The 23,624-nt window shown below is 65.0% G+C and carries 22 protein-coding genes; 6 read left to right on the forward strand and 16 right to left on the reverse strand.

Translation table 11 applies throughout. The annotated features are described in order from the left end of the window. The first annotated feature begins 93 nt into the window (after positions 1-93). Genes tssD through AWB74_RS07220 form a run of 3 tightly spaced genes read left to right on the forward strand, consistent with a single transcriptional unit; the run spans position 94 to position 1,386 of the window. On the forward strand, positions 94-591 hold the full coding sequence (gene tssD, locus AWB74_RS07210; protein WP_061146089.1) for a type VI secretion system tube protein TssD: 498 nt from the start codon (positions 94-96) through the stop codon (positions 589-591). Between the two features lies 1 nt (position 592). Then, entirely contained in the window at positions 593-1,075 is a 483-nt protein-coding gene (locus tag AWB74_RS07215; RefSeq protein ID WP_061146090.1) for a DUF2778 domain-containing protein, read from the forward strand. Continuing rightward, positions 1,072-1,386: a hypothetical protein gene (locus AWB74_RS07220; protein ID WP_143749152.1), complete on the forward strand. Its 315-nt coding sequence runs from the start codon at positions 1,072-1,074 to the stop codon at positions 1,384-1,386. Before AWB74_RS07215 ends, AWB74_RS07220 begins: the two co-directional genes overlap by 4 nt. Before the next feature lie 35 nt (positions 1,387-1,421). Here the strand turns inward: AWB74_RS07220 and AWB74_RS07225 are convergent, their stop codons facing one another. From AWB74_RS07225 to AWB74_RS07265, 9 genes are all read right to left on the reverse strand, one after another. Next, the gene (locus tag AWB74_RS07225) at positions 1,422-2,429 is read right to left on the reverse strand and encodes a hypothetical protein (protein WP_061146092.1); all 1,008 of its coding nucleotides are present in this window, start codon (positions 2,427-2,429) and stop codon (positions 1,422-1,424) included. Further along, entirely contained in the window at positions 2,426-3,208 is a 783-nt protein-coding gene (fabI, locus tag AWB74_RS07230) for an enoyl-ACP reductase FabI (protein WP_061146093.1), read from the reverse strand. Before fabI ends, AWB74_RS07225 begins: the two co-directional genes overlap by 4 nt. Continuing rightward, entirely contained in the window at positions 3,205-4,407 is a 1,203-nt protein-coding gene (locus AWB74_RS07235) for an acetate/propionate family kinase (protein WP_061146094.1), read from the reverse strand. Before AWB74_RS07235 ends, fabI begins: the two co-directional genes overlap by 4 nt. Before the next feature lie 3 nt (positions 4,408-4,410). Beyond that, the gene (locus tag AWB74_RS07240) at positions 4,411-5,349 is read right to left on the reverse strand and encodes a phosphate acetyltransferase (protein WP_061146095.1); all 939 of its coding nucleotides are present in this window, start codon (positions 5,347-5,349) and stop codon (positions 4,411-4,413) included. Positions 5,350-5,406: 57 nt separating this feature from the next. Then, a complete protein-coding gene (locus AWB74_RS07245) occupies positions 5,407-7,725 on the reverse strand; it encodes a DUF3141 domain-containing protein (RefSeq protein ID WP_087038877.1) in 2,319 nt (772 codons plus the stop codon). Between the two features lie 154 nt (positions 7,726-7,879). After that, positions 7,880-9,565 carry a SulP family inorganic anion transporter gene (locus AWB74_RS07250; protein WP_061146096.1) on the reverse strand — a complete coding sequence of 562 codons (1,686 nt, stop codon included), beginning with the start codon at positions 9,563-9,565 and terminating at the stop codon, positions 7,880-7,882. A 27-nt stretch (positions 9,566-9,592) separates the two neighbouring features. After that, a complete protein-coding gene (gene ppk2 / locus AWB74_RS07255) occupies positions 9,593-10,426 on the reverse strand; it encodes a polyphosphate kinase 2 (protein WP_061146185.1) in 834 nt (277 codons plus the stop codon). 102 nt (positions 10,427-10,528) lie between these two features. Then, positions 10,529-10,786: an RNA recognition motif domain-containing protein gene (locus tag AWB74_RS07260; protein ID WP_061146097.1), complete on the reverse strand. Its 258-nt coding sequence runs from the start codon at positions 10,784-10,786 to the stop codon at positions 10,529-10,531. 62 nt (positions 10,787-10,848) lie between these two features. Continuing rightward, complete coding sequence (locus AWB74_RS07265; RefSeq protein WP_061146098.1) at positions 10,849-11,061, reverse strand: DUF2964 family protein; 213 nt, start codon at positions 11,059-11,061, stop codon at positions 10,849-10,851. A gap of 196 nt (positions 11,062-11,257) precedes the next feature. Here AWB74_RS07265 and AWB74_RS07270 point away from each other — a divergent pair, with 196 nt between their 5' ends. Then, positions 11,258-12,232, forward strand: coding sequence for a hypothetical protein (locus tag AWB74_RS07270; RefSeq protein ID WP_061146099.1), 975 nt, complete (start codon positions 11,258-11,260; stop codon positions 12,230-12,232). Between the two features lie 20 nt (positions 12,233-12,252). On the opposite strand, the gene AWB74_RS07275 is transcribed toward AWB74_RS07270, so the two are convergent. From AWB74_RS07275 to AWB74_RS07305, 7 genes are all read right to left on the reverse strand, one after another. Then, on the reverse strand, positions 12,253-12,774 hold the full coding sequence (locus tag AWB74_RS07275; RefSeq protein ID WP_061146186.1) for a hypothetical protein: 522 nt from the start codon (positions 12,772-12,774) through the stop codon (positions 12,253-12,255). 57 nt (positions 12,775-12,831) lie between these two features. Then, positions 12,832-13,305: a glycine zipper family protein gene (locus AWB74_RS07280; protein WP_061146100.1), complete on the reverse strand. Its 474-nt coding sequence runs from the start codon at positions 13,303-13,305 to the stop codon at positions 12,832-12,834. Between the two features lie 133 nt (positions 13,306-13,438). Continuing rightward, positions 13,439-14,116 carry a VIT1/CCC1 transporter family protein gene (locus tag AWB74_RS07285; protein ID WP_235024504.1) on the reverse strand — a complete coding sequence of 226 codons (678 nt, stop codon included), beginning with the start codon at positions 14,114-14,116 and terminating at the stop codon, positions 13,439-13,441. 6 nt (positions 14,117-14,122) lie between these two features. After that, on the reverse strand, positions 14,123-15,118 hold the full coding sequence (locus AWB74_RS07290) for a 2-hydroxyacid dehydrogenase (protein ID WP_061146102.1): 996 nt from the start codon (positions 15,116-15,118) through the stop codon (positions 14,123-14,125). A gap of 42 nt (positions 15,119-15,160) precedes the next feature. Continuing rightward, positions 15,161-16,750 carry an aspartate:alanine exchanger family transporter gene (locus tag AWB74_RS07295; protein WP_061146103.1) on the reverse strand — a complete coding sequence of 530 codons (1,590 nt, stop codon included), beginning with the start codon at positions 16,748-16,750 and terminating at the stop codon, positions 15,161-15,163. A 96-nt stretch (positions 16,751-16,846) separates the two neighbouring features. After that, positions 16,847-18,952, reverse strand: a complete 2,106-nt coding sequence (locus AWB74_RS07300; protein WP_061146104.1) for a glycogen debranching protein — start codon at positions 18,950-18,952, stop codon at positions 16,847-16,849. Positions 18,953-19,028: 76 nt separating this feature from the next. Further along, on the reverse strand, positions 19,029-21,713 hold the full coding sequence (locus tag AWB74_RS07305) for a LuxR C-terminal-related transcriptional regulator (protein ID WP_061146105.1): 2,685 nt from the start codon (positions 21,711-21,713) through the stop codon (positions 19,029-19,031). Positions 21,714-21,850: 137 nt separating this feature from the next. Between AWB74_RS07305 and AWB74_RS07310 the strand changes: the two genes are divergently transcribed. Together AWB74_RS07310 and AWB74_RS07315 are read left to right on the forward strand one after the other, a co-directional pair. Then, positions 21,851-22,600 (forward strand): universal stress protein, encoded by a 750-nt coding sequence (locus tag AWB74_RS07310; RefSeq protein ID WP_061146106.1) that lies wholly within the window; start codon positions 21,851-21,853, stop codon positions 22,598-22,600. 37 nt (positions 22,601-22,637) lie between these two features. Continuing rightward, complete coding sequence (locus tag AWB74_RS07315) at positions 22,638-23,618, forward strand: quinone oxidoreductase family protein (RefSeq protein ID WP_061146107.1); 981 nt, start codon at positions 22,638-22,640, stop codon at positions 23,616-23,618. Positions 23,619-23,624 lie beyond the last annotated feature (6 nt).

Consider the following 23,624-nt stretch of genomic DNA (forward strand, 5'->3'; position numbering starts at 1 on the left):
CTCCTTTGACCAAAATCCACACACGTCCCAACGCGTAAGCGATAGCGTTAAGCATGCCCGTGTTGGCGCTTGCTTTTACCGAGGGATAACAAAATGGTCATGCCGGTTCACCTTTATCTGAAAGACGATCAAGGCCGCGATCTTCGAGGCTCTTCTACCGTGCAGGGTCGAGAAGGGAGCGTCGAAGTGATCGCGCTATCGCATTGCTTCAGCGTGCCTATCGATCCGGTAACGGGAAAAGTTACGGGACAACGGACACACACGCCGATCACGATTCAGAAAGAAATCGATTCATCGACGCCGTTGCTGCATCAGACGCTGCGTGATTCGCGAACGCTGCAATCTGCCGATGCGGTTTTCTATCGAATCAATCATGCGGGCAAGGAAGAAGCGTATTACACAGTGCATCTCGAGAACGTCAAGATCGGCTCGATCATGGCACTCATGCCAAACATCAAGGATGCAAGCTGTGCACTTTTCAATCACATGGAAAGCGTTGAATTGTTCTATGAGACGATTTCATGGCATTTCCATGATGGCAACTTGAAAGTCTCGGATGCGCTGAGCGCCGCGCGTGAAGAGGCGGTATGACATGCCGGTAAATTGCACGTTCTTGCTCAACAGGCGTACAACGTCGACGTTATCGTGCTCTGGCTTCGGTGATCTCGAAGCGTACTCCGGGCAAAATCGAGGTCGGGATAATCCCGATGCCGTTGCTGTGCCCACCATCGGCCCACTTCCGAAAGGCACGTACTTCATCGTGGATCGCCAGTCGGGCGGAATGATGGGGTGGGCGCACGACCTCTGGAGCAGGCACGGCTACGGCACCACCGATCGGACGAAATGGTTCATGCTATGGAATCCGCGCACCGGGGACTACACCATGATCGACGGTGTAAGGCGCGAAGCGTTTCGTTTGCACCCGGAAGGACCGGGCCGCGTGAGTAAAGGATGCATCACAGTGACGGATAAAGCGGGCTTCGAGCGGTTGCAGCGGTATATTCGAAATGGCCCGCCACTCATGCCGGTTCCGGGAAGCACACTCAAAGCGTATGGCACGGTGCAAGTGCGATGAAAAAAGTAATGCGATGCACCGCGCTCGCCGTGGCGATATTCGTGATCGCTTACTTCGGTGGTTTCTTTCTCGCGCATTGGATCAACGATGTGCTGATCGCGCCCGGAAACCTCGGGTGGCTAGTCGATGCAGTCTATTGGTTCCGAGACCACTTCGTGCCATTTATACGCGAGCCGGATGATATAGAAGCGCTATATCTTCTGGCGTTGCTTCTGATGTGCTGGTTCGGCGTGCTGGTCGCCTTGCTTGCCTTACTCAAGATCGTTTCACGGCTGCGGGTGCGCTCGCGCAATCGTGTCGATAGTCCTTGATCGAGTGGGCCGCCAATCGCATGGTGTTGTATCCCCTACAACACCAACCGCTCCGCCTCTTCAAACCTCGCCCCTCCAACCGGCACATCCCTCCGCGCGACCCTCACGATCTCCACAGCGCGCGTCTGCGGCGGCTGCGTCGGAAGATGCGCGAGATGGATCGCGATATCGGCATGCGGCTCCTCGCAGCGCGTTTCCATCAGCAGGTTCATATGATTCAGGCACAGCGTGCGCTCGGTGACGGAAATCAGTTTCGCCGGCTCATCGAGCAATTCGACGATCGTCTGAAGCTGCGTCTCGATGGAATCGGCGAGCGAGCCGAGCGCCGAAAGCCTGGCCTCATTCTCTTCGAAATCGCGCTGCAGCCGCGTAGCGTCGCCGCCGAGATCCGCCGATGCGATCAGGCTGCTCATGCCCGCGCCGCGTCTTCCGAGCATCTGCATGCGCGCGGTCAGCAGCGCGCGGTATTCCTGCAACGCATCGCGCCGCGCTTCCTTTTCCGCGACGCGCGACATCGCTTCCAGGGCGAACTGCTCGACGATCCGCTGCACGAGATCGTGCCTGAGCGCGTCGTCGGTCTCGTTGCAAAAGCGCATGCGCTTGTCGTCGAAGCCGACCGCCGTGCGCGCGACATCCGAGCGCATCGCGCCGCCTTCGAGCGCCGCAACGAGCACCTGCCGCTCGACGAACGTCGCGCCCAGCACCGCGAACGCGTAGTCCGCGGCAATGTGCTCATCGAACCAGCCGCGCACGTCGTGTGACTCGCCGATCACGCGCGCGATGTCGTCGGGTGTCGCGAACTTCGCACGCAGATACGGATCGTCCGACCATGCGCCGGGCGTCGCATCGCGCGGCGCGGGCAGCGCAGCGACCAGCGCGCGCACATGATCGATCGTCTTTGCGATGACAGGCGCAAGGCGCGACTCGTACCGGTTCGCGAGGCGCACCTGCGGCGCGACCGAAACGATGCGCCCGAGCGCCTGCCGAACGTCGTCGCGCGTGGCGCTCTCGTCGCGTTTGAAGAGCCAGTTGAACATGGTCATCCCATGATGTGCACGCCGCCATCCACGTACAGCGTTTCCCCCGACAGACGGCGCGCGTAAGGCGTCGCCAGAAAGGCGCAGGTGAACCCGACGTCCATGATGTCGACCAGCTCGCCGAGTGGCGCGCGCTGCGCGGCTTCCGTCAACAGCAGATCGAAGTCCTTGAGCCCCGATGCGGCGCGCGTCTTGAGCGGCCCCGGCGAGATCGCATGCACGCGGATGCCCTGCGGCCCGAGCTCGTAGGCGAGATAGCGCGCGCATGCCTCGAGCGCCGCCTTCACCGGGCCCATCACGTTGTAATTGGCGACGACCTTGTTCGCGCCGTGATAGCTCATCGTGAACATCGTGCCGCCGTTTTTCATGAGCGGCGCCGCGAGCCGCGCCATGCGCACGAACGAATGACAGGAGATGTCCATCGCCTTCGCGAAGCCGTCGGCAGAGCAGTTCAAAAGGCCGCCTTGCAGGTCGTCCTTCGGCGCCCACGCGATCGAATGCACGAGGATATCGAGCTCGCCCCACTCGCTGCCGATGCGCTCGAACACGGCGTCGAGCTCATCCTGACGCGATGCGTTCAGCGGCATGAAGATGCGCGCTTCGAGCGCTTCTGCAACCGGCTCGACGTATGGCCGCGCCTTGTCGTCGGCATAGGTGATGGCGAGATCCGCGCCCAGCTCGCGGAACGCCTTCGCGCAGCCATAGGCGATCGAATGCTCGTTGGCGATGCCGGTGACGAGCGCCTTCGCGCCCTTCAGCACGGGCGCCGGAACATGCTCCATCATGTCGATGCTCCTTCGCGCTTGTCATCGATCAGCGCGAACGTATGACGCGCGATCATTAATTCCTCGTTGGTCGGAATCACCCACGCGCTCACCTTGCCCGACGCCGTGCTAATGCGCGGGCCACCGCTTTCGTTGGCCTTCCTGTCGAGCTCGATGCCCCACCACGCCGCCTGCTCGCACACGCGCTGACGTATCTCCTTCGAATGTTCGCCGATGCCCGCCGTGAACACGATGGCATCGAGCCCTTGCAGCGCGGCGCTCATCGAGCCGATCTCGCGGCCGATGCGATACACGTAAAGATCGATGGCGAAGCGCGCGCGTTCGTCGTCGCTCGCGAGCAGCGCGCGCATGTCGCCCGATACGCCAGATACGCCGAGCAATCCCGAGCCACGATACAGCAGGTCTTCGATCTCGCGCGCGTTCATGCCGAGCTCGTCGAGCATATAGAGGATCACGCCCGGATCGAGATTGCCGCAACGCGTGCCCATCATGAGGCCGTCGACGGCGGTGAAGCCCATCGTGCTTGCAATACTCTTGCCCGCATGGATCGCGCACAGGCTCGCGCCGTTGCCCAGATGCGCGACGACGGTGCGCCCGCGCGCGGCATCGGGTGCGATATCCGGCAGCGCGCTCGCGATGTACTCATACGACAGGCCATGAAAGCCGTATCGCCGCACGCCGTTCTTGGTGATCGATTCGGGCAGCGCGAACGCCTGCGCGAGCGGCGCCTGTGTCGCGTGAAACGCCGTATCGAAACAGGCGACCTGCGGCAGATCCGGATTGCGCTCGGCGACGATGCGTATCGGCTTCAGATTATGCGGTTGATGCAGCGGCGCGAGCGGCGTGAGTTTCTCGAGTTCGTCGAGCACTTCGGGGCTCGTCAGCACCGGCTTCGTGAACTGCGCACCGCCATGCACGACGCGATGCCCCACGCCGATCAGACGATGCCCCGCGCCATGTCCGCGCAAGAAAGCGCCGAGATACGCGATCGCATCGGCGTGCTCGAGCTTTTGGCCGTCGCCCCATTTATTCTCGCCGGTCTTCTCGCCCTTCGAATCGAACGCGACGAAATGCGGCGAGCTGAAAAGCCCTTCCACCTGCCCGCGCGTGACGAGTTCGAGTTCGTCGTCTTTCACATCGAATGCGCTGAACTTGATGCTCGATGAACCCGCGTTGAGAACCAGGATCACATCGGCCATTGCTCACCCCTTCACTTGCGATTGTTCGCGCCGCTTCGACGCGAAGAGCACGGCAATCGCGCACGACGCGAGCCGCGATTGCAGCGAATCAGCGCGGCTCGTCAGAATGATCGGCACGCGCGCGCCGAGCACGATGCCCGCCGCGTCCGCGCCGGCGAGAAAGGACAGGCTTTTCGCGAGCATGTTGCCCGCTTCGAGATCCGGCACGATCAGCACGTTCGCGCGGCCCGCGACGGGCGAATCGATCTTCTTCGTCTGCGCCGCTTCGAGATCGATCGCGTTGTCGAGCGCGAGCGGCCCGTCGACGAGCGCGCCCGTGATCTGATGGCGATCCACCATCTTGCAGAGCGCGGCGGCTTCCAGCGTAGACGGCACGTTCGGGTTCACCGTTTCCATCGCGGAGAGAATCGCGACGCGCACCTCTTCGAAGCCCAGCGCATGACCGAGTTCGATTGCGTTCTGCACGATGTCGACTTTATCGGCGAGCGTCGGCGCGATATTGATGGCCGCGTCGCTGATGATGAGCACGTTCTCGTGCCGGGGCACGTCCATGATGAAGCAGTGCGACACGCGCCGCGCGGTGCGCAGGCCGCCGTCGCGCTTGACGACCGCGGCCATCAGTTCGTCGGTGTGAAGGCTGCCTTTCATGAGCGCTTCGGCCTTCGCTTCGCGCACCAGCTCCACCGCCTTGGCCGCGGCCGCGTGACTGTGCGGCGCATCGACGATCGGCAGGCCCGCGATATTGAGCCCGCATTCCTCGGCGACCTCACGAATGCGCTCGCGCGGCCCGACGAGATGCGGCGCGATCAGGCCCATCTCGTTCGCCTTCACCGCGCTTTCCAGCGATGTCCGGTCGCACGGATGCGCGACGGCGGTCGCGATCGGCGGCAGTGTCCGGCATATCTCGATGAGCTTGTCGTACTTCTCGTGCGTGTGTTCCATTTCGCCTCCCGTGAGAACGTGAGAACGTGCGAGAACGTGAGATGCGCTACCGGCGCGTCAGTGCGCGGGTGCGGAACGTCGCGGCGCACGCGCGGGTTTGAGGGGCAGCGCCGCGCGGACGCGGGCGAGCATGTCGTGCTGCGCGGCGGTCGGCTCGTAGCCTTGCAGACGGCTATCGTCGCGCAGCTTGTCCATGAGCGTGAGGAGCTTCTTGCGGTCCTCGTTGTCCTCGAGCAGATCGGGCAAGGTCGAAAGCGCCTGCTCCGGCTCGTAGCGCACGACGATCTCCTGCTCGCCGCGGATACGCCGCCATTCATCGCGCGGCATCTGCGGCAGATAGTCCGCGTAGTCGGCGATCAGTTCCTGACGCAGCACCATGCGCGCGAGCGGCAGCGGCTCGTCGTGACGAACCAGCAGACATGCAACGCGCGCGACCGCTTCCGCATAGCCGCCATGCGCGATCGATGCCAGCGCTTCCTGCACGAAAGGCAGTTCGCGCGGATCGGCCGGTTGCTCGGGCGCCTGATGCTCCTGCGCCTGATGCACCGAGAACATGTTGCCGTACACGGAGAAGAACATCGCTTCGGTCGTCGCATCGCGCATCGCGCGATAGAAGTCGAGGCTCGCGCTGATCATGTCGGAGCCGCAATGCTCCGCGCGGCGCAGCACATCGCGTTCGGTATCGGGCTTGCGTGCAGCCTTGACCGCATCGGCCGCGGGGCCGAGCCACGCGAGCCACGGGTTCAGATCGGAGAACATCCAGCGTTGCGCGCGCAACGGATGAAACGCGCGCAGCATGGCCGCGCTCGTGTCGTTCGCCATCGCCTGCACGAACGGCTGCGCGAACAACTCATACGCACGCTGATTGAAGTCCGATACCTGTTTCACCGCGTTGAACGGCAGTTCGTCGGCGCGCTCGAAACGATTGAAGCGCGCGGTCACTTCTTCGAGACGGCGTTCGTGGAAGCTCACTCGTACTCCGTCTTGCCATCCGCGCCCTTGCGCTCGGCGATCTCCATGCCATAGAGCCCCGGCGGAAACGATTCGATCGCCTCCAGCACCGATGCGATCTGCGTGTACTCCTTCCGCGACCTTGCCGCTCACGAAGATGCCCAGATGCCCGATGTTCTCGTGCATCAGCCCGACGATCACCTGCCCGCGCGACTTGATCTCGTCGGTGCTGCCGTAGATATCCGCGACCCAGTTGAAGGCCTGTTGCGGCGGCGTGATGTTGTCGCCCATCGACGCGAACAGAACGATCGGCGACTTGATCGCGCGCAGATCGAACGATGCGCCCGACAGGCCGCGCGTTTCGCCCGACCACAGCGTGTTGCCGACGAAAAGATTGCGCGTGATCCATTCGATCTCTTCGCGGTTCATCAGGTAATAGCCGCCCCACCAGCGTTCGAAGTCGAGAAAGCGCGGCGGCTCGCTGTCGATGTTGTCGAACAGCTTGTAGTACTTGTCCCACAGGCTGTTCGCGGGGTTCAGGTTCTCGAAGTTCTCGACGAGATACGCGCCGTCGAACTTGCCGTTGCCGAGATCGGCCGTCAGCGAGGCGAGCCACGTGCCGCCCAGCATGCCGCCCGAATAGCGCATCGGGTTGTCGCCCTCGCCTTCGCTCCACGCGCCGCTCCAGTACGACATCGGCGCGCCGTTGATGACGAGCGGCCCGGTGTCGTCCGGCTGCGAGCTTGCGAGCATCATCGCGGCCCAGCCGCCCTGGCAATTGCCGACGATCGCGGGCTTCGCGCTGTCGGGATGCAGCTCGCGCACGTGCTTCACGAACTGCTGCTCGGCTGCGCAGACATCGAGCAGCGTCTGACCCGGCTGCGGGTCGCGGAAGAACGTGACGAAGTACACCGGATGACCCGCGCGCAACGCGACGCCCACTTGCGAATCGTCCTTGAAACCGCCGATGCCGGGACCGTGCCCCGCGCGCGGATCGATGATGAGATACGGCCGCTTGAGCGGATCGATGACGACGCCTTCGGGCGGCACGATGCGCAATAGCGCATAGTTGACGGGCCGCGCGAACGTGCGCCCGTCGATCAGCATTTCATGCGCGAAATGCAGCACGGGTTCGAGCCCGCGCCTCGTCTGCTCGATGAAGTTGTTGCCGCGCTGACGCAGCGTGTCCCAGAAGAGCACGGAGCGCTGCATGATATCGACCGCATAGGCATAGCCGTTGAACTGGCCGCCGCCTGCGCCCGCATCGCTGAAACGATCCGCGCCGCCGTTGCCGAAGAGGCGCACGCCCGCATCGCGCGCGCGTTCGCTGAATTGCTGCTGCGCCGTTTCCGCGCGCTTCTGAAACACGCGGGACACCTTGTCCGCGATCTGCCTGCTTCGGGCCAGTTGATCTGCAACCGTCATGACGTGACCTCCGCGACGAAAACGTGCATGGGATGACGCTGATAGCCGATGCTTCGAACCTGGTCTGACGAACGTCTCTCTGGACAGATGATCTGAATAACATCATCCAAATATAAGCGCAACGTGCGACAGCGAGGTGGCAAAAAAAGGCGACTCAATGACGCGCTACATCGGGCGAAACAATCTCCCGATACTTCTCCACCACGTGTTCCAAGTTGTAGAACATGCGCGCTTCGCCGAGCGCCTGGCCGAGCGGCGCGCGCCTGACCGCCTCGAGCACGCCGGGGTTCAGGCCCGCGAGCCAGAGGGTCGTGCCGTTCGCGGCGAGGCGCGCATCGGCTTCGCTCAGCATCTTGAGCGCGGTGTATTCGACATCGAATACGCGGCTGAGATCCAGCACGACGATCTTCGCATTCGAATCGCGCACCAGCGGCCGGATTTTTTCGGCGACGTGTTGCGCATTCGCGAAGAATATCCGTCCTTCGGGACGCAACAGCAACAGTCCGGGAAACGCTTCGTCTTCGGGATGCCGCTCTGAATCGCGCCGGAACACATTCGTGCCCGGTATGCGTTTAAGGGCGTACACGGGCGGGTTCGACACCTGATGCGCGAGCGCGAACAGCGACACGACGATCGCGACGAGAATGCCCTCCAGCGTGCCCAGCAGCACGACACCCGCGCATGCGGTCAGGGCCCACACGAATTCGGTACGGCGAATCTTCAGGATGGCGCGGAACTCGGAGGGGCTGAAGAGCCCGATCGAATAGAACACGACGACGGCCGCGAGCGTCGCGTGCGGCATCAGCGCCATCAGCGGCGCGAACAGCAGCATCACCGCGAGCGCAATCAACGCCGTCACGAGTCCCGCGAGCTGCGTGCGCGCGCCCGCTTGCCGGTTGACGGCCGTCTGGCTCGTTCCGCCGCCCGCCGTCATCGCGCCGAAGAATGCGCCGCCCGCATTCGCGAAGCCGGTCGCGAGCAGTTCGCGGTTCGCATCGGGCGCGGGCTCGTCGTTGCGCGCGAACGCACGCGCGGCCGCGATGCTTTCGGTGAAGCTCATCAGCGCGATGCCCATTGCGTCGGGCCACAGCTTCAACGCGAGCGACACATCGGGCATGGTCCATGACGGCAATCCGGCGGGCACCGCGCCGACCGTTTCGACGCCATGCGCGCGCAGGCCGAATGCGGCCACCGCGACGATCGCCGCCGCGACGACGAACAACGGCGCCGGCGCGCGCGGCGTGAAGCGTTCGAGCAGCACGAGCGCGATGAGCGTGAGCGCCGCGAGCGCCAGTGTGCTCGCGGACAGATGCGGCAAGCCGGCGAAAAACGCGCCGACGTTGTGCACGAACGAACCTTTCGGATAGTGCAAACCGAAGAGCTTCGGCAACTGATCCATGACGATGACGATCGCCACGCCCGCCTTGAAGCCGACGAGCACCGGCTCCGATATGAAGTTCGCGACGAAGCCGAGCCGCAGCACCGCCGCCGCGACGAGCATCGCGCCGACGAGCAGCGTCAGCGTCGCATTGGCGGCGGCGAGCGCGTGCGGATCGCCGTCCGGGACGACGTTGCCGAGCGCGTTGGCGGCGAGAATCGCGAGCGTGGTCGTCGTGCTGACGGAGAGCGCGCGCGACGATCCGATGAACGCGTAGACGATCATCGGCACGCACGCGGTATAGAGGCCGACCTGAACCGGCAGGCCCGCGATGGTCGCGTAAGCGAGCGCCTTCGGTATGACGACGGCCGCCGCCGTCAGACCGGCGACCGCGTCCGCGCGCGCCCACTGTTTCCCGTAGTGAAACAGCCATGCTGGAAGGATGGGCGCGCGTTCCGACATGATGACGATGCCGTGCGCCGATGGCGCTCAGAAGCGCTCGGGCACGTAGCGAAGCGGCCGGTTGCTCTCGCGATAGCCTTCCGCTTTCTGGCGCTTCGGCAGCTTCACCTTCTCGCGCGGCACGTCCTCGTACGGGATGCTTTTCAGAAAGTGGCTGATGAGGTTCAGACGCGCGCGGCGCTTGTCGTCGGAACGCACGACGTACCACGGCGCCTGATCCGTATCGGTCGCTTCGAACATCTCGTCGCGGGCGCGCGAATAGTCGTACCAGCGGCTGTACGAGCGCAGGTCCATCGGCGAAAGCTTCCAGATCTTGCGCCCGTCGTGGATGCGTTCCTCGAGACGCCGCGTCTGCTCTTCCTGGCCGACTTCGAGCCAGTATTTCAGCAGGATGACGCCCGAATGGATGATCGCGCTCTCGACGAGCGGGACGCCTTTCAGGAACTCGGTCGCCTGCTGGTCAGTGCAAAAGCCCATCACGCGCTCGACACCCGCGCGGTTGTACCAGCTTCGGTCGAAGAGCGTGATTTCACCCGCCGCGGGCAAATGCGGCAAATAGCGCTGCACGTACATCTGCGTCTTCTCGCGCTCGGTCGGCGCGGGCAGCGCGACCACGCGGAAGATGCGCGGGCTCACGCGCTCGGTGAGCGCCTTGATCGTGCCGCCCTTGCCCGCGCCGTCGCGTCCTTCGAAGACGACACAGATCTTCGCGCCCGTATGCACCGCCCATTCCTGCAGCTTCACGAGCTCGACATGCAGGCGCGCGAGCTCCTTCTCATACTGCTTGCGGCTGAGGCGCGCATGTCCACCCGCGTCTTCGCGTTCCCCTTTCGACTCGTTGACGGCCTTCTCATCCTTCATGGCTGTGTTCCCATGATGTTCGTTCGATACCGCCGCGCGCGACCACACCGATGCCGCCATCGCGGCGATGCGCGCGGCACGGTTCCATGCATGACGTCGCCGTCAGGTTTCGTTGCGTTCGGGCACGACCTGCACCATGAGTGTGCGATCCTTCCAGAACATGTTGTGAATGCGCGGCTGGAAGGTGCGCAGCACATGCGGCTCGATCGAATCGAAACTCACGACCGCGGCCGGATGCTCGCCGGTGCCCGTGACGCGTTGAATCGAATCGAACGGTGGAAAGCCGTAGCGGCAGAGAAAGTCCTTGATTTCGTCGTCGGTCGTCGACTCGTCGACATTACCCAGCCAGAGGTCGCCCATTGCGGATTTCTCCATTGAGTCCTGCGGTAATCGATCGCAAGCGTGCCGCACCGGCGCACGATTCACGTCGGTCCGTCGCGCTTTGCCGAGCGGCGCTGCGCGAGCGGATTCAACGCGACGACGAATATCACGATGCCGATGCCGAGCGCCCACATGCCGTAGCGGAATTCGGGCCTCAGGTCGTACAGAAGGCCGTGAATCGTGAAGTAAAGGCCGGCAAGCCAGATGAACACGCCGATCGAAGCAACCACCATGCGCGGCTCGTTCAGTTTCATCGGGATCTCCCGGACGCGTTGCGCGAGATAGCTTCAGTTTAGGAAATCCTGAACGGTCGTGTAAATAGATTCGAAGCAACGCACTTGGCTTGCGTCGATCCGTCATCTACATTTCCTGCGTAGTGGCGGAACAGCCAATGCAACGTACGCGATGTAACGACCAACCAGCCGTACAACGTTCAAGCGAACGCAGCACATGCGAAAGCCGTTCCTCTCCCCGAGCCGGTTGCGTATCCTCCCGGTGCTCGCATTCCTGCTCGCCGTGGCGCCCGGCATCGCGCAGGCGCAGGCCGCGCCGGATCGCGCCGTCGTCGGCACCAACGTGAAGAACTACGCGAACGCCGTGCTCGCGATCATGTCGTACACCGCGGTGCCGGACGTCACGACGAGCTCGCTATCCATCAACAGCGGCACGAGCGGCAATCCCGGCTTCGGCCAGACGCAGCTCGGCGGCGGCTTCACCATCAGCAAGTCCTTTCCGCTCTATCTCGAAGGCACGCTCGCGTACAGCCGCTACGATCCGACCTTCGTCGCCACCGACGGCGGTCAGGAACGCGCCGTCCCGGCGAAATGGAACACGGCGAGCACGACGATCGGCATCGGCTGGGACTTCCCGATCACCGACGAATTGCGCCTCAGGCCGATTCTCAACGGCATGGTCGGACGCGTCGCGAGCGATTTGCGCGTCGCGCAAACGGTTTTCAATCACATCGCGGACGCCAATCTCCAGTTCCTCGAAGACGGCGCGCTCAACGCATACGGCGTCGGCGGCTCGCTGATGCTCGATCTGGAGCACTATCGCGAGCACTACGAAATCGATCTCGAACTGCGCGCGACGGACATCTATATCCGCAGCTTTGGCGGATCGTCGGCGGCCGTGCAGGGTTCGGCGGCCGCGCAGCAGTTCAGCCTGTGGGCGCGCTGGCGTGCGCCCACAGGCCTCGCCGCGCTCGACCGGCCGGTGCGCTATGTCCTCGAAACCGCGTACTCCCACTACTTCGGCGACAGCGCCGGCGTGCTCGGCTTCAACGATCTGACGTCACTCGGCGTGGGGCTCGAACTCGACAGCAGCAGGTATCCGGTCATCATCACGCGCACGCGCGCGATGGTGCGCTATGTCTTCGGCCACAACGTGCATGGCGTGTCGTTCGGCTTCGCGGTCAGCTTCTAGCGAACGACGCAGGCACGCGCTCAGAGTATGCTGCGCTGGCTCGGATCGAACTTCGGGTCAGGCTGCTTCTGTGTCTGCCTGAGCACGCCCTGCGCGTCGAAATAGAAGTTGAAGATCATGTGGCTGATGTTGTTCTCCATGTACCGATACGACCACACTTCACGATCCATCCGCTTGAAATAGGCCGTCTCGAAAGGCCTGCCGAACGCGACCATCACGTCGTTGCGCGTCCACTTGTTGACCTCGGCGCGATAGAACTCGTTTTCCTGAAGCACTTGCCGCACACTGACCACCTTGCCCGACGCATCGAGATCGACGGCCGTGGTGGTCGATCCCATCGGCTGCGTGGGCCACATGAGACGCTTGCCGCCATTGGGCAGATCGTAGGTTTCCTTCGGCGGCCCGAGCTTCGCGACGATTTCCTGCTGGTCCATGCCGGGTTGCACGCGCTGCTCGGGCTGCGCGCAACCGGCGAGCGCGAGCATGACGACGGACGCGAGCGCGCACGCGGCATGCGTCGATGCGAAGGCAAAGCGACTCATGCGCGTCATGATCGCGCTCCTCTTGTTGTTATCGACGCCGCGATGAAACGGCTAACCCTACTGGATCGAGTAGCCGCGCCCCTGCATGCACGCCGCCCACGCGCGGTAGTACGTGGACATCGCGCCCTGACTTTGCGCCTGCGCGTTGGCTTCCTGCGTACGCTTGTTCTGGCGCGCGCGCATGCCGCCGCCCATCGTGCCCGCCGCGGCGCCGATGGCCGCGCCCTTGCCCGCATCGCCTGCGATGGCGCCGATCACAGCGCCGCCCGCAGCGCCCCGCGCCGCGCCGCCCACGCGCTCGCCGCCGCCGACGGCCGGTCCGCCCTGTGGAGGCGGCGCCGCCGATGCCGTCGCCGGATCGATGCCCGTGTTGCTCTTCGCCCAGCTGTAGCACGCGCCATCGTCCTTTTGCTGTTGCTGCGCACTCTGCCCTTTCGACGGATAAGCGATCGGCTTGCTTTGCGCGATAGCGTCGAGCGCCATCACCGTCATCACGATGGCGCAGGCCGCGCGCACTTTCTTCGCATTCATGGAGACTCCTTGCCTGTACTCAGGCGCTCAGCAGACATTGATCTCTGGATAATAGTGCCGAAAGCGTCGTGCAATGCGTACTTTTACCGCTTCACGACACTTCGGTTTCCAGCCGCGATTCCACGCGATTTAATTACCCGCCTAAGGCGATGATCGCCATCGTCAGGAGCACGCCCAGCGCTGTCATCGACAGTCCCGCTTTCCAGCCGCTCCAGCCCGCATAGCGGCCCAATGCGAAGCCGCAGATGAATAGCATCGCGAGCGTCAGGACGCGCGAAATCAGCAACGCGGTCGGCACGTGCTTGACGATGACGAAGGGCGCGGCGACGGGAAACGTCGACAGCACGATGATGATGAAGATGCCGAGCGCCGCGAGAAAGTCATCGCGCATGAAGCGCGCGCTATCGGGCAGGCTTTCGTCAGCGGCGATGCGCTTGCGTATGGCTTCGAGATCGGCGTCGGAGATGAACGGATCGAGCGTCGCCGATACGCGCTCACGCAAGGCGCGCACGCCCGCCGCCGCGTCGCGCTCGCGGTGAATGGCGAGCGCGAGCGCGTGCCTGCGCGAGCGGTCCGCGATCGTGCGCACGAGATACATGACGGCGTCGGCGAGGCCCCACGCGAGATTGCAGCCGAGCGCCGTGTACAGCATCTTGCGTCCCGCATCCTCGCCGCTCGTCGCCGCCGACACGGTGCCGACGAAGGTCAGCGCCATGAAGAGGCCGAAGCACAGCTCCGACACGCGATCCACGGTGTCGAGGACGCGCTTTCGAGGACGCGCTTCCTGCGAATTCTGCTCGGGCATGGGCATGCGCCGCTATCCGACCTTGACCTCGTTCTCCAGGGGCTTGCCTTGCTCGAACGCGGTAATGCTCTGCAACGTGGTTTCGCAGATCGTCGTCAGTGCTTCGCGCGTGAGATAGGCCTGATGCCCCGTCACGATCACGTTCGGAAACGACACGAGCCGCTGAAAGATATCGTCGGTGATGATCTCGCTGGAGAGATCGCGGAAAAAGAGATCCGCTTCCTGTTCATAGACATCGATCGCGAGGCCGCCGAGCTGGCCGGTCTTCAGCGCTTCGATGACGGCTTCCGTATCGATCAGCGCGCCGCGGCTCGTGTTGATGAGCAATGCGCCGGGCTTCGCGCGTTTCAGCATTTCGGCGTTGATGATGTGATGCGTCTGCGGCGTCAGCGGACAGAACAACGCGATGATGTCCGCCCTTTCGCCGATCTCGCCCGGCGTCGCGTAACGCAGCCCGAGCGCTTCGAATTGCTTCGACGGATAGGGATCGTGGCCGATCACGTTGCAGCCGAAGCCCTGCATGATCTTCGCAAAGACGCAGCCGATTTTGCCGGTGCCGACGACCGCGACCGTCTTGCCGCACAGATCGAAACCGATCAGGCCATCGAGCGAAAAGTTCGAATCGCGCGTGCGGTTGTAGGCGCGATGCACCTTGCGGTTGATCGCGAGCAGCAGCGCGACCGCATGCTCCGCCACCGAGTTCGGCGAATAATTCACGACGCGCACCACCCTGATGCCGAGCTTCCCCGCCGTGGCGAGATCGACGTTATTGAAGCCCGTGCAGCGCAGCGCGACGAGACGCGTGCCGCCCTTGTGCAGCGCTTCGAGCACTTCGGCGTCGGCCTTGTCATTGACAAAGATGCACACCGCGCCGTAGCCCGCCGCGAGCCCGACCGTATCCATGTCCAGCGACATGTCGTGGTACTTGAGCGTGTGCTTCTCGGTCTTGTTCGCTTCGTCGAGATACTGGCGCTCGTAAGGCGTCGAGCTAAAGATCGCCACTTCCATGATGGGCTCCTTACTTGTGTTCAGGCATGGTGGGGCAAAAGCCTAACCCGCGGCAAGCGATATGGCGATCTGCACGAAGAGCACTTTGACGATGGTCATCGACGGGAAAATCATCGCGTACATGATGTCCGGCTGATCCGTCGGCGCGATGCGATTGGCGAACGCGAGGATCGCCGGATTGCCGGTCGCGCCGCAGATCACGCCGACCGACGTATCGAAGGGCAGCCTGAAAATCCACAGGCAGCACACGGCCGTGACGCCCACCAGAATCAGCAGCGTGATCGCGCCGTAGAGCAGCAGCAGCGGCCCGGCGGTGCCGACCGTCGCGACGAATTTCGGCCCGCATGAAATGCCCACTTGCGCGAGAAAGATCGTGAGGCCGAGATTGCGCAGCACGAGATTCGCCGAGAGCGGCATCACCCAGACGAACGGCCCGTTGCGGCGCGCCTTGCCCAGACACAGCGCGACCAGCAGCAATGCGGCGAGTCCCAGGCTGAACGCGCCGAGACCGGGCACGCGCAGCGGAATCGCGCCGACGAGCAAGCCGACCGCCGCGCCTATTCCCAGGCAGATGAAGCTGAGATCCGCCGTGCCCTTGATCGAATCGCCGAAGAACGTGCGCATCGTCGCCTGATGCGCGCGATTGACGAGCAGGCCGACGCGGTCGCCCGCTTCGAGGATGAGATCGGGCGTCGAGAGCATGTCGGCGTCGCCGCGGCGCACGTGCGCGATCGCGCAGTTGACGCCATCGGGAAAGCGGATGTCGCCGAGCGCCATGCCGACGACCGACGGATTCGACGCGAACACGCGCATGTAGTCGAGGTCTTCGCGATGACTCGCCATGCGCCCCGGCTGCAATTCGCCGCATAGCGCGGTCGCTTCGTCGAGCAGGCGCCGGTCGGTCGCGGTGGCGAGCAGCACGTCGTCGGCGCGCAGCGTGAAGTCGGCCGTGGGCAACTGATTGTGATGCGCGCGGCGCACCGCGGCGATCACCACGCCCGAAGGCAGGCGGCTCGCGAGCTGCGATATGTTCATGCCGAACAGGTTTTCGTTTTTCAGCGCGATTTCAGCCGTTTCCAGCACCTTCGCGGCCGGCTTCTGGATCTTTACCTTGAGCGCAACGTTCAGCACATACAGGAACAGAATCGGTCCGGCGACCCCGAACGGATACGCGACGCTGTAGGCCACCGCGGCATCGTTGTTTTTCATCGATGCAATCGCGACCTGCAGGCTCGCCGTGCTGGTGCCGCTGCCGGCGAACATGCCGAGCGCATCGGCGAGTTTGATGCCGAGCGGAATGAAGCCCACCGACACGAGACCCGCGACGATCACGCCGATGCACGCCGCCGCATTCGCTTTCACCCCTTCGCGGCTCGTGAGCCCGTGGAAGAACTGCGCGCCATATTGAATGCCGATGCCGTACAGAAACAGCAACAATCCGAGCGTGCCCAGGAGCGCGGGCGGCGAGGACTTCGGCGCGAAGGCGCCAATGGCGAGCCCGACGAACAGCACCGCGCCGGAGCCGAGCGCCACGCCCTTGATATTGATTTCACCGATCAGATAACCCAGTGCGATCGTCAGAAAGAGCGCGAACAGCGACTGATTCTCGAGGAACGTTCTGACTGCATCCATGCCGCCTCCTGTGGGTGGACAATGCTACGCAGCAGTACACGACCATCACTAATAAGCGTTTTGCGCCGCACAGTCCAGCGCCGCCGAACGCATAATTCAGAACGATTCCAGCACGACGACGCTGCGCGCTTCGACACGGCACACACCGCGTTCGACGTCCGCTGTTTCGATATCCGGAACAATGTCGCGCGGCGCTTCAGCCGACGTATCGACGATGCGCCGCCAGCTCCGGTTGTCGAGGACGGGCAGCGCGGCGTCGCGGGCATCGTCGTTCATGTTGAAGACGATATGCAGCATCGGCTCGTCCGGCGCGTGCCCCGCGAGCGTCAAGGCGACGAAGCGCGCGCCGCGGTCGTGCCACGCGGGCTCGTCGAGGCGCTCGCCGTGCCAGGCGACGTCGGGATGCGTCTGTCCGTTTTCGGGCCGCCCCGTCAGAAAACGGCGGCGGCGCAGGCTCGCGTGACGCTTGCGCAGCGCGATCAGCTCGCGCACGAAGCGCAGCATGTCCTGCGCGTCGTCGGAGAGACGCCAGTCCATCCACGAGAGCGCGTTGTCCTGACAGAACGCGTTGTTGTTGCCGCGCTGGCTGCGCAGGATTTCGTCGCCGGCGAGGAGCATCGGCACGCCCTGGCTCAGCAGCAGGATCGCCATGAAGTTGCGCGCCTGTCGAAGACGCAGGCCGATGATCGCCGCATCGCTGCTCTCGCCTTCCGCACCGCAATTCCACGACAGATTGTCGTTGCTGCCGTCGCGATTGTCCTCGCCGTTCGCCTCGTTATGCTTCGCGTCGTAGCTGACCAGATCGTTCAGCGTGAAGCCGTCGTGACAGGTGACGAAGTTGATGCTGTTCGCGGGCAGCCTGCCATCGTCCTGATAGAGATCCGCGCTGCCCGCGATGCACGTGCACACCTCGCCGACGAGGCCCGGATCGCCGCGCACGAAGCGCCGGATCACGTCGCGGTAGCGCCCGTTCCACTCGGCCCACGCCATGCCGGGAAACGCGCCGACGTGATAGAGCCCGCCCGCATCCCACGCCTCGGCGATCAGCGGCACGCGCGCGAGCACCGGCGATGCTTCCATCGCCCAGGGCAAGGGCGGCGTGGGCAGCAGCTCGCCGTGCGCGCCGCGCGCGAAGACGCTCGCGAGATCGAAGCGAAAGCCGTCGACGCCGAGGTCGCGCACCCAGTATTCGAGACAACGCATGATGAACGCCGACACGAGCGGATGATTGCAGTTGACGGTATTGCCGCAGCCCGTGTAATCGCGGTAGTGGCGCGCATCGTTCGTATCGACCTGATTATCGACTTGATAAAAGGCCTCGTTGGCGAACACCTTGAAGTGGATCAGCGGCCCGTCTCTTCCCGCTTCCGATGTGTGATTGAACACGACATCGAGCAGGACGCGAATGCCGGCGGCATGCAGCGCATCGACGAACTCGCGGAACTCCTGCGGCGCGCGCGCAGGCTCGACGCAATAGCGCGGATGCGGACTGTAAAAGCTGTGCGTGCTGTAGCCCCAGTAATTGCTGAGGCCGCGCGCCACGGCGGACGCGGGTATGTCCTGCTCGTCGAAGGCCATCACCGGCAGCAGTTCGACATGCGTAACGCCGAGCGCCTGCAGATAAGGAATTTTCTCGATGAGCCCCGCGAACGTGCCGGGATGGCGCACGCCGCTCGACGGATGCCGCGTGAAGCCGCCTACGTGCAGTTCGTAGATGATGGCGTCGTCGAGCGTGCGGACGTCCACGTCCTGGCCGGGCGCGCCGAGCGGCTCCGTGACGATCGCTCTGAGCGACGCGTGCTCGGCCGCCTCCGCGACGGCCGCCTGCCGGCGCTGATAGAAGCGGTCGCTCACGCCGCGCGCATGCGGGTCGAGCAGTTCCTTGCGGCTCGCGGCTTCATCGCTCATCTGCGGCACGCCGAGCGGCCCGTACGCGCGCCACGTATAGCAGCAGCGCAGCGGAAGGTCTTCGACGAGCACATGCCAGAAGAAGAACGTGCGGTTCGCTTCACGCGTCAGCGTGACGACCTGAAACGGCTCGACGCTTTCTTCCGATGCATACAGCAGCAGTTCGAGGTGCGTCGCGTGCCGGCAGAACGTGCAGAAGTTGACGCCGCCCCGCACCACCGTCGCGCCGATGGGAAAGCGCGAGCCGGGCTGCGTGCCGTAGCTGCGGCGAACGCGCGCTTCAGGGCTCTCCAAGATCGCTCCTCACGGGACGCGTCACACTCAGCAAGCATATGTGAGGCACCGGGGAATACAAGCAGCACGATGCGTGCTACTGCACACCTTCGAGCAGCCCGAGCGCGATGGCGCGGCGCACCGCGTGCTTGCGCGAACTCGCGTCGAGCTTGCCGAAAAGATTCTTCAGATGCCACTTGACGGTGCCCTCGCCGACCGCCGCCGCGAGCGCGATTTCCTTGTTGCTCAGATTGCGCGCGAGCAGTTCGAGCATCTCGCGCTCTTTCGGCGTGAGGATGACGCTCGGCAAGGCGCGCGGGCCGCCCGTGGCCGAGCGCGGCGGCGGGCGCACGACGTGCGGCGGCACCACCGGCCGCTCGCCAGGCGGCGTCTGCCCGTCTTCGCTGACGCGCCGGGCCCAGTCGGCGAGTTCGGGATGCGCGTCGATCAGCACGCGCCCGAGGTGATAAGTGCGCGCGAGATTCAACGCTTCGAGGAAAGGCGCATGGCCTTCGCCGCTCGCGCGTTCGAGCGCGAACGCGCGCAAGGCCATCAGTGCGATGCGCTGGCGGCCGAGCTTCATCGTCGTGGCGATGCGTTCGGCGCGCTCGAACGGTTCGATCGCGGCGCGCCAGTCCTGCCGCGCCATTTCGGCGCTGCCGTGCGCCATCGCCTGGAGCATCTGCACCGATTCGCGCCAGATCGGCCCGCGCGCGGCGGCATGTTCATCGACGATGGCGTCGATACGCGCGACGAGCGCATCGCAGGTTTGCGCGCGGTAGCGGCCTGCGTGCGCGCTCACCTGCTCGGCGAGACTCGTCACGCACAGACGCGGCAGATTGCGCGCGACGCCCATCGCGTGAAGCATTTCGAGCAGATCGAGCGCGCGATGCTCGTCGCCGCGCAAGGCCGCGATGCGCGCCGCCGTGCGATACGCGAGCACGACGGTTTCGGGCAGCGCGGCGCGTTCGAGCACGTCGAGTCGATTGGCGAGCAGCGCGCCGGCCTCGTCGATGCGATCGTCTTCATATGCAATCGACGCACACGTCGCGGCGAACATGCAGGTGAGCGGATGACGCCTGCCGAGATCTTCTTCGGCGCTCGCGAGCGCGGGCAGCAGCACGCTTTCGGCGAGCTTCACCTGGCCTTCCTGCAGGAACGTCAGTCCGACCATGTGATCGCCCCAGCGCACGAGATAGCCGTGACCCTTGCCGATCTGCTCGCGCGTCATCGACTGTTGCAGACGCCGTGCCTGCGCGGGCTCGCCGAGCAGCATCGCGCGGGCGGCGAGGCGGTTTGCGTGCGCCTGCGCGAGCCACGAATCCCTGGCTGGCGGCGTCTGCGCCCACGGCTCGAAGAGCGTGAGAAAGGCGTCGGGATCGTCGGCGTACCAGGCGGCCGCGCTCAGGATCAGCGCGCATTCGTAGCGCAGGGCGTCGTCGGCCCCTGACGATGCCAGTACGCGCTCGACCTGGCGCTGCGCCTCGCTGTGCCGTTCGCTGAGCGCGAGCGCCCACGCCACCGCCAGACGCAGACGCGGGCGCTTCTCCAGCTCCGGCTCCGGCAGACGTTCCAGCCAGTCGAGCACGGTGCCGAGCTGGCCCTGCTTCACGGCATCGTGCAGCGATTGTTCCGCGAGCTCGTACGCGTGCTCGCGCTCGCCCGCCGCATGCGCGTGACGCGCCGCCTGTTCGAGCATGCCGCGCGCGCCGAGCCAGCGCGCCGCGCGCCGGTGCAGATCGGCGCGCTGCGTGTCCGCGAGCGCGGCGAAGCGCGTTTGCAGCACGTCGCGCACGAGCGGATGCAGCCGGCACCAGTCGCTTTCTTCGGCGGTGACGAAAACGGGCGTGTCGCGCGCGAGACGCAGAAGGCGTTGCGGCGCGTCGGGATCGTCGGTCAGGGCGGCGCACAGGTCGGGATGCAGCACGTCCACGACACTGATGCCGACGAGAAAGCGTTCATCTTCCGATGACAGTTCGCTGAGCAGCGCGGCGACGAGCGGCTCGCGCAAGCCGCGCGGCCCCGCCGCGAGATTGTCGAGCGCGGCGCGCGGGTCCTGCGCGCGCGACATCGCCGTGAGGGCGAGTTGCAGGCCGAGCGGCCAGCCATCGGTGATTTCGAAGAGGCGCGCGCTCGAATCCGCGTCCACGCGAGCGCCGAAGCGCTGCGTGACGAGCGCGATGGTTTCGTCGACGCGAAAACGCAGCGCCTCCGGACCGACGAGGCCCGCCTGCCCGTAGGCGAGCAGTTCCGCCGCGGGCTTGTCGAGCCCCTGCCGCCCGGCCGCGACGATACGCAGGTTCTGCGGCGCGTTGTGCAGCACGTAATCGAGCAGCGCGGCGCCCGATGGCGGCAACCTGTCCGCGTCATCGACGATCAGGACGACATCGAGCGAAAGCTGGGCCAGTTCGGCGAGCCACGCCGTCGCGAGATCGAACGCGCCGGCGGGCGCGCCCGGGCTATCGACGATCAGCCGGCCGAACGCGGGCCGCGCGCAGGCGGCGCGCACCGTGTGGACGAGCGCGCGCAGGAAGCGCTCGGCGTCGTCGCGCTCGTCGGCGAGCAGCCACGCGACGGCCGCGCCGCGCGCCAGAAACTCGCGCCGCCATTGCGCGAGCAGCGAAGTCTTGCCGTAGCCCGCGCCCGCCTGCACGAGCACGATCTGGCTGCCCGCGCCCGGCATGCTCGCGGCGTGGAGGCGTGCGCGTGCGAGCAGGCCGGACGGCGCGCGCGGCGCCATCGTCTTCAAAACGAGTTCGGTGGAGGGGGAGTCGGTGGGCATCGGGTGGTTTCGTGTTTCGCTCAAGCATGGTTCCTATGACGCGCGCGCGTCAAGCCCCTCCCGCCGCGAGAGGGGCGCGCGCGCCATGCCCCCACTACGATGCATTCAATCGTGCAACTGCAAGCTGAAGGATCATCATGTATCGACATCTGCTCGTGCCCGTCGAGCGCAGCGACGCGTGCGTCGAGGCGATTGGCCATGCGGCCGAGCTCGCGCGGACGCTCGGCGCGCGCATCACGTTCGTTTGCCGCGATACCGGCGAAACCCGCGAGGAAAACCACGGCGCCGCTGCACTGCAGCATCGGCATGCGCGAGCGCTGCTGGCGCGCGCCGAAGCCGCGGCGCGGGCGCAGGGCGTGCCGTCGTCCGTGCTGGCGGGCGAGGCGCCCGCATCGCGCGATTACGACCTCGTGTGCATCGCGCAGGGCAGTGCCGTGCCGCCCCTGGCGGGCGTCGCCGTGTTGATCTGCCCGGTCGACGCGCGCCCGATGGTCGCGAAAGCGGTCGGCGCGCTGCTGGCCGCGCATCGCGCACGCTCGGATGCGTACGACGACGCGCTCTGCATGAAGCGGCCCGATCCGCGCACGATCGGACGTTTTCAGCAAGCGCATGACGAAGACACCGCGCTGACGACGGCGCTGCGCAACCGAACCTCCGCGCTCGACGCCGAACTCGACGAACTCGCGCGCCTCGCGGAACGCGAAACGGCCTTGCTCGCGCGCATCGCGGAATCGGCGACGCGAGGCGATGTGATCGAAGACCGTTTGCATGCGTGCGCGGGTTTCGCGTGGGAACGCATGGGACGCATCGAAGGCGCGGTGCTGCCCGCCGCGCGCCGCTATCTGCGCGATGACGACTGGAACGCGCTCGCCGCCGCTGCACACTGAACACACTGAACACAGACCGAATCAGGAGACGAACACAATGGCACATGCAATCCGCTTTCACGAAACCGGCGGCCCCGAAGTCCTGCGCTGGGAAGAAGTCGGCGTAGGCGACCCCGGCCCGTCCGAAGTGCGTCTGCGTCACGAGGCGGTCGGCCTCAATTTCGCGGATACGTATTTCCGCTCCGGCCTCTATCCGGTGCCGCTGCCTTCGGGCATGGGCGTCGAGGCGGCGGGCGTCGTCGAGAAGGTCGGCGCGAACGTCACGCATCTGAAGGAAGGCGACCGCGTGACCTACACTGGGTTCATCAACACGCTCGGCGCTTACAGCACGGAGCGCATCATTTCGGCTGCGCCGCTGATCAAACTGCCCGATGCGATCGACTGCACGCGCGCCGCCGCGATGACGATGCGCGGCCTCACCGCCGCCTATCTGATGACGCGCATCCGGCGCTTCGAGCGCGGCGACACGCTGCTCTTGCACGCGGCGGCGGGCGGCGTCGGGCTGATCGTGTCGCAATGGGCGAAGCTGCTCGGCGTCACGGTGATCGGCACGGTATCGAGCGATGCGAAGGCGCAAGTCGCGCGCGAGCACGGCGTGGCGCACGTGATCGACTACAGCCGCGAGGATGTCGCCGCGCGCGTGCGTGAACTGACCGATGGCAAAGGCGTGAACGCGGTATTCGACAGCGTCGGCAAGACGACCTTCAACGCATCGCTCGATTCGCTCGCGCGGCGCGGACTGATGGTCTGCGTCGGCACGGCATCGGGCCCGATTCCGCCCTTCGATCCTCAATTGCTCGCGATGAAGGGCTCGCTGTATCTCACGCGCCCGGCACTCGCCGACTACATCGCCGATCCGGCCGAGAAGGACGCGCTCGCCGCCGAACTGTTCGATCATGTCGCGAGCGGTCGCATCCGCATCGAAATCAATCAGCGCTATGCGCTCGCCGATGCGCAGGACGCGCACCGCGATCTCGAAGCGCGCAGAACCACGGGTTCGTCCGTGCTCGTCGTCTGAGGAGGC

It is taken from the genome of Caballeronia arvi, assembly GCF_001544695.2.
In the GTDB taxonomy this organism is placed as follows: Bacteria; Pseudomonadota; Gammaproteobacteria; order Burkholderiales; family Burkholderiaceae; genus Caballeronia; species Caballeronia arvi.

Bases quoted from the DNA above. Each gene is read 5' to 3' on its own strand.
- tssD (WP_061146089.1), top strand. From the start codon at position 94: ATGGTCATGCCGGTTCACCTTTATCTGAAAGACGATCAAGGCCGCGAT.
- AWB74_RS07215 (WP_061146090.1), top strand. From the start codon at position 593: ATGCCGGTAAATTGCACGTTCTTGCTCAACAGGCGTACAACGTCGACG.
- AWB74_RS07220 (WP_143749152.1), top strand. From the start codon at position 1,072: ATGAAAAAAGTAATGCGATGCACCGCGCTCGCCGTGGCGATATTCGTG.
- AWB74_RS07225 (WP_061146092.1), bottom strand. From the start codon at position 2,429: ATGACCATGTTCAACTGGCTCTTCAAACGCGACGAGAGCGCCACGCGC.
- fabI (WP_061146093.1), bottom strand. From the start codon at position 3,208: ATGATGGAGCATGTTCCGGCGCCCGTGCTGAAGGGCGCGAAGGCGCTC.
- AWB74_RS07235 (WP_061146094.1), bottom strand. From the start codon at position 4,407: ATGGCCGATGTGATCCTGGTTCTCAACGCGGGTTCATCGAGCATCAAG.
- AWB74_RS07240 (WP_061146095.1), bottom strand. From the start codon at position 5,349: ATGGAACACACGCACGAGAAGTACGACAAGCTCATCGAGATATGCCGG.
- AWB74_RS07245 (WP_087038877.1), bottom strand. From the start codon at position 7,725: ATGACGGTTGCAGATCAACTGGCCCGAAGCAGGCAGATCGCGGACAAG.
- AWB74_RS07250 (WP_061146096.1), bottom strand. From the start codon at position 9,565: ATGTCGGAACGCGCGCCCATCCTTCCAGCATGGCTGTTTCACTACGGG.
- ppk2 (WP_061146185.1), bottom strand. From the start codon at position 10,426: ATGAAGGATGAGAAGGCCGTCAACGAGTCGAAAGGGGAACGCGAAGAC.
- AWB74_RS07260 (WP_061146097.1), bottom strand. From the start codon at position 10,786: ATGGGCGACCTCTGGCTGGGTAATGTCGACGAGTCGACGACCGACGAC.
- AWB74_RS07265 (WP_061146098.1), bottom strand. From the start codon at position 11,061: ATGAAACTGAACGAGCCGCGCATGGTGGTTGCTTCGATCGGCGTGTTC.
- AWB74_RS07270 (WP_061146099.1), top strand. From the start codon at position 11,258: ATGCGAAAGCCGTTCCTCTCCCCGAGCCGGTTGCGTATCCTCCCGGTG.
- AWB74_RS07275 (WP_061146186.1), bottom strand. From the start codon at position 12,774: ATGAGTCGCTTTGCCTTCGCATCGACGCATGCCGCGTGCGCGCTCGCG.
- AWB74_RS07280 (WP_061146100.1), bottom strand. From the start codon at position 13,305: ATGAATGCGAAGAAAGTGCGCGCGGCCTGCGCCATCGTGATGACGGTG.
- AWB74_RS07285 (WP_235024504.1), bottom strand. From the start codon at position 14,116: ATGCCCATGCCCGAGCAGAATTCGCAGGAAGCGCGTCCTCGAAAGCGC.
- AWB74_RS07290 (WP_061146102.1), bottom strand. From the start codon at position 15,118: ATGGAAGTGGCGATCTTTAGCTCGACGCCTTACGAGCGCCAGTATCTC.
- AWB74_RS07295 (WP_061146103.1), bottom strand. From the start codon at position 16,750: ATGGATGCAGTCAGAACGTTCCTCGAGAATCAGTCGCTGTTCGCGCTC.
- AWB74_RS07305 (WP_061146105.1), bottom strand. From the start codon at position 21,713: ATGCCCACCGACTCCCCCTCCACCGAACTCGTTTTGAAGACGATGGCG.
- AWB74_RS07310 (WP_061146106.1), top strand. From the start codon at position 21,851: ATGTATCGACATCTGCTCGTGCCCGTCGAGCGCAGCGACGCGTGCGTC.
- AWB74_RS07315 (WP_061146107.1), top strand. From the start codon at position 22,638: ATGGCACATGCAATCCGCTTTCACGAAACCGGCGGCCCCGAAGTCCTG.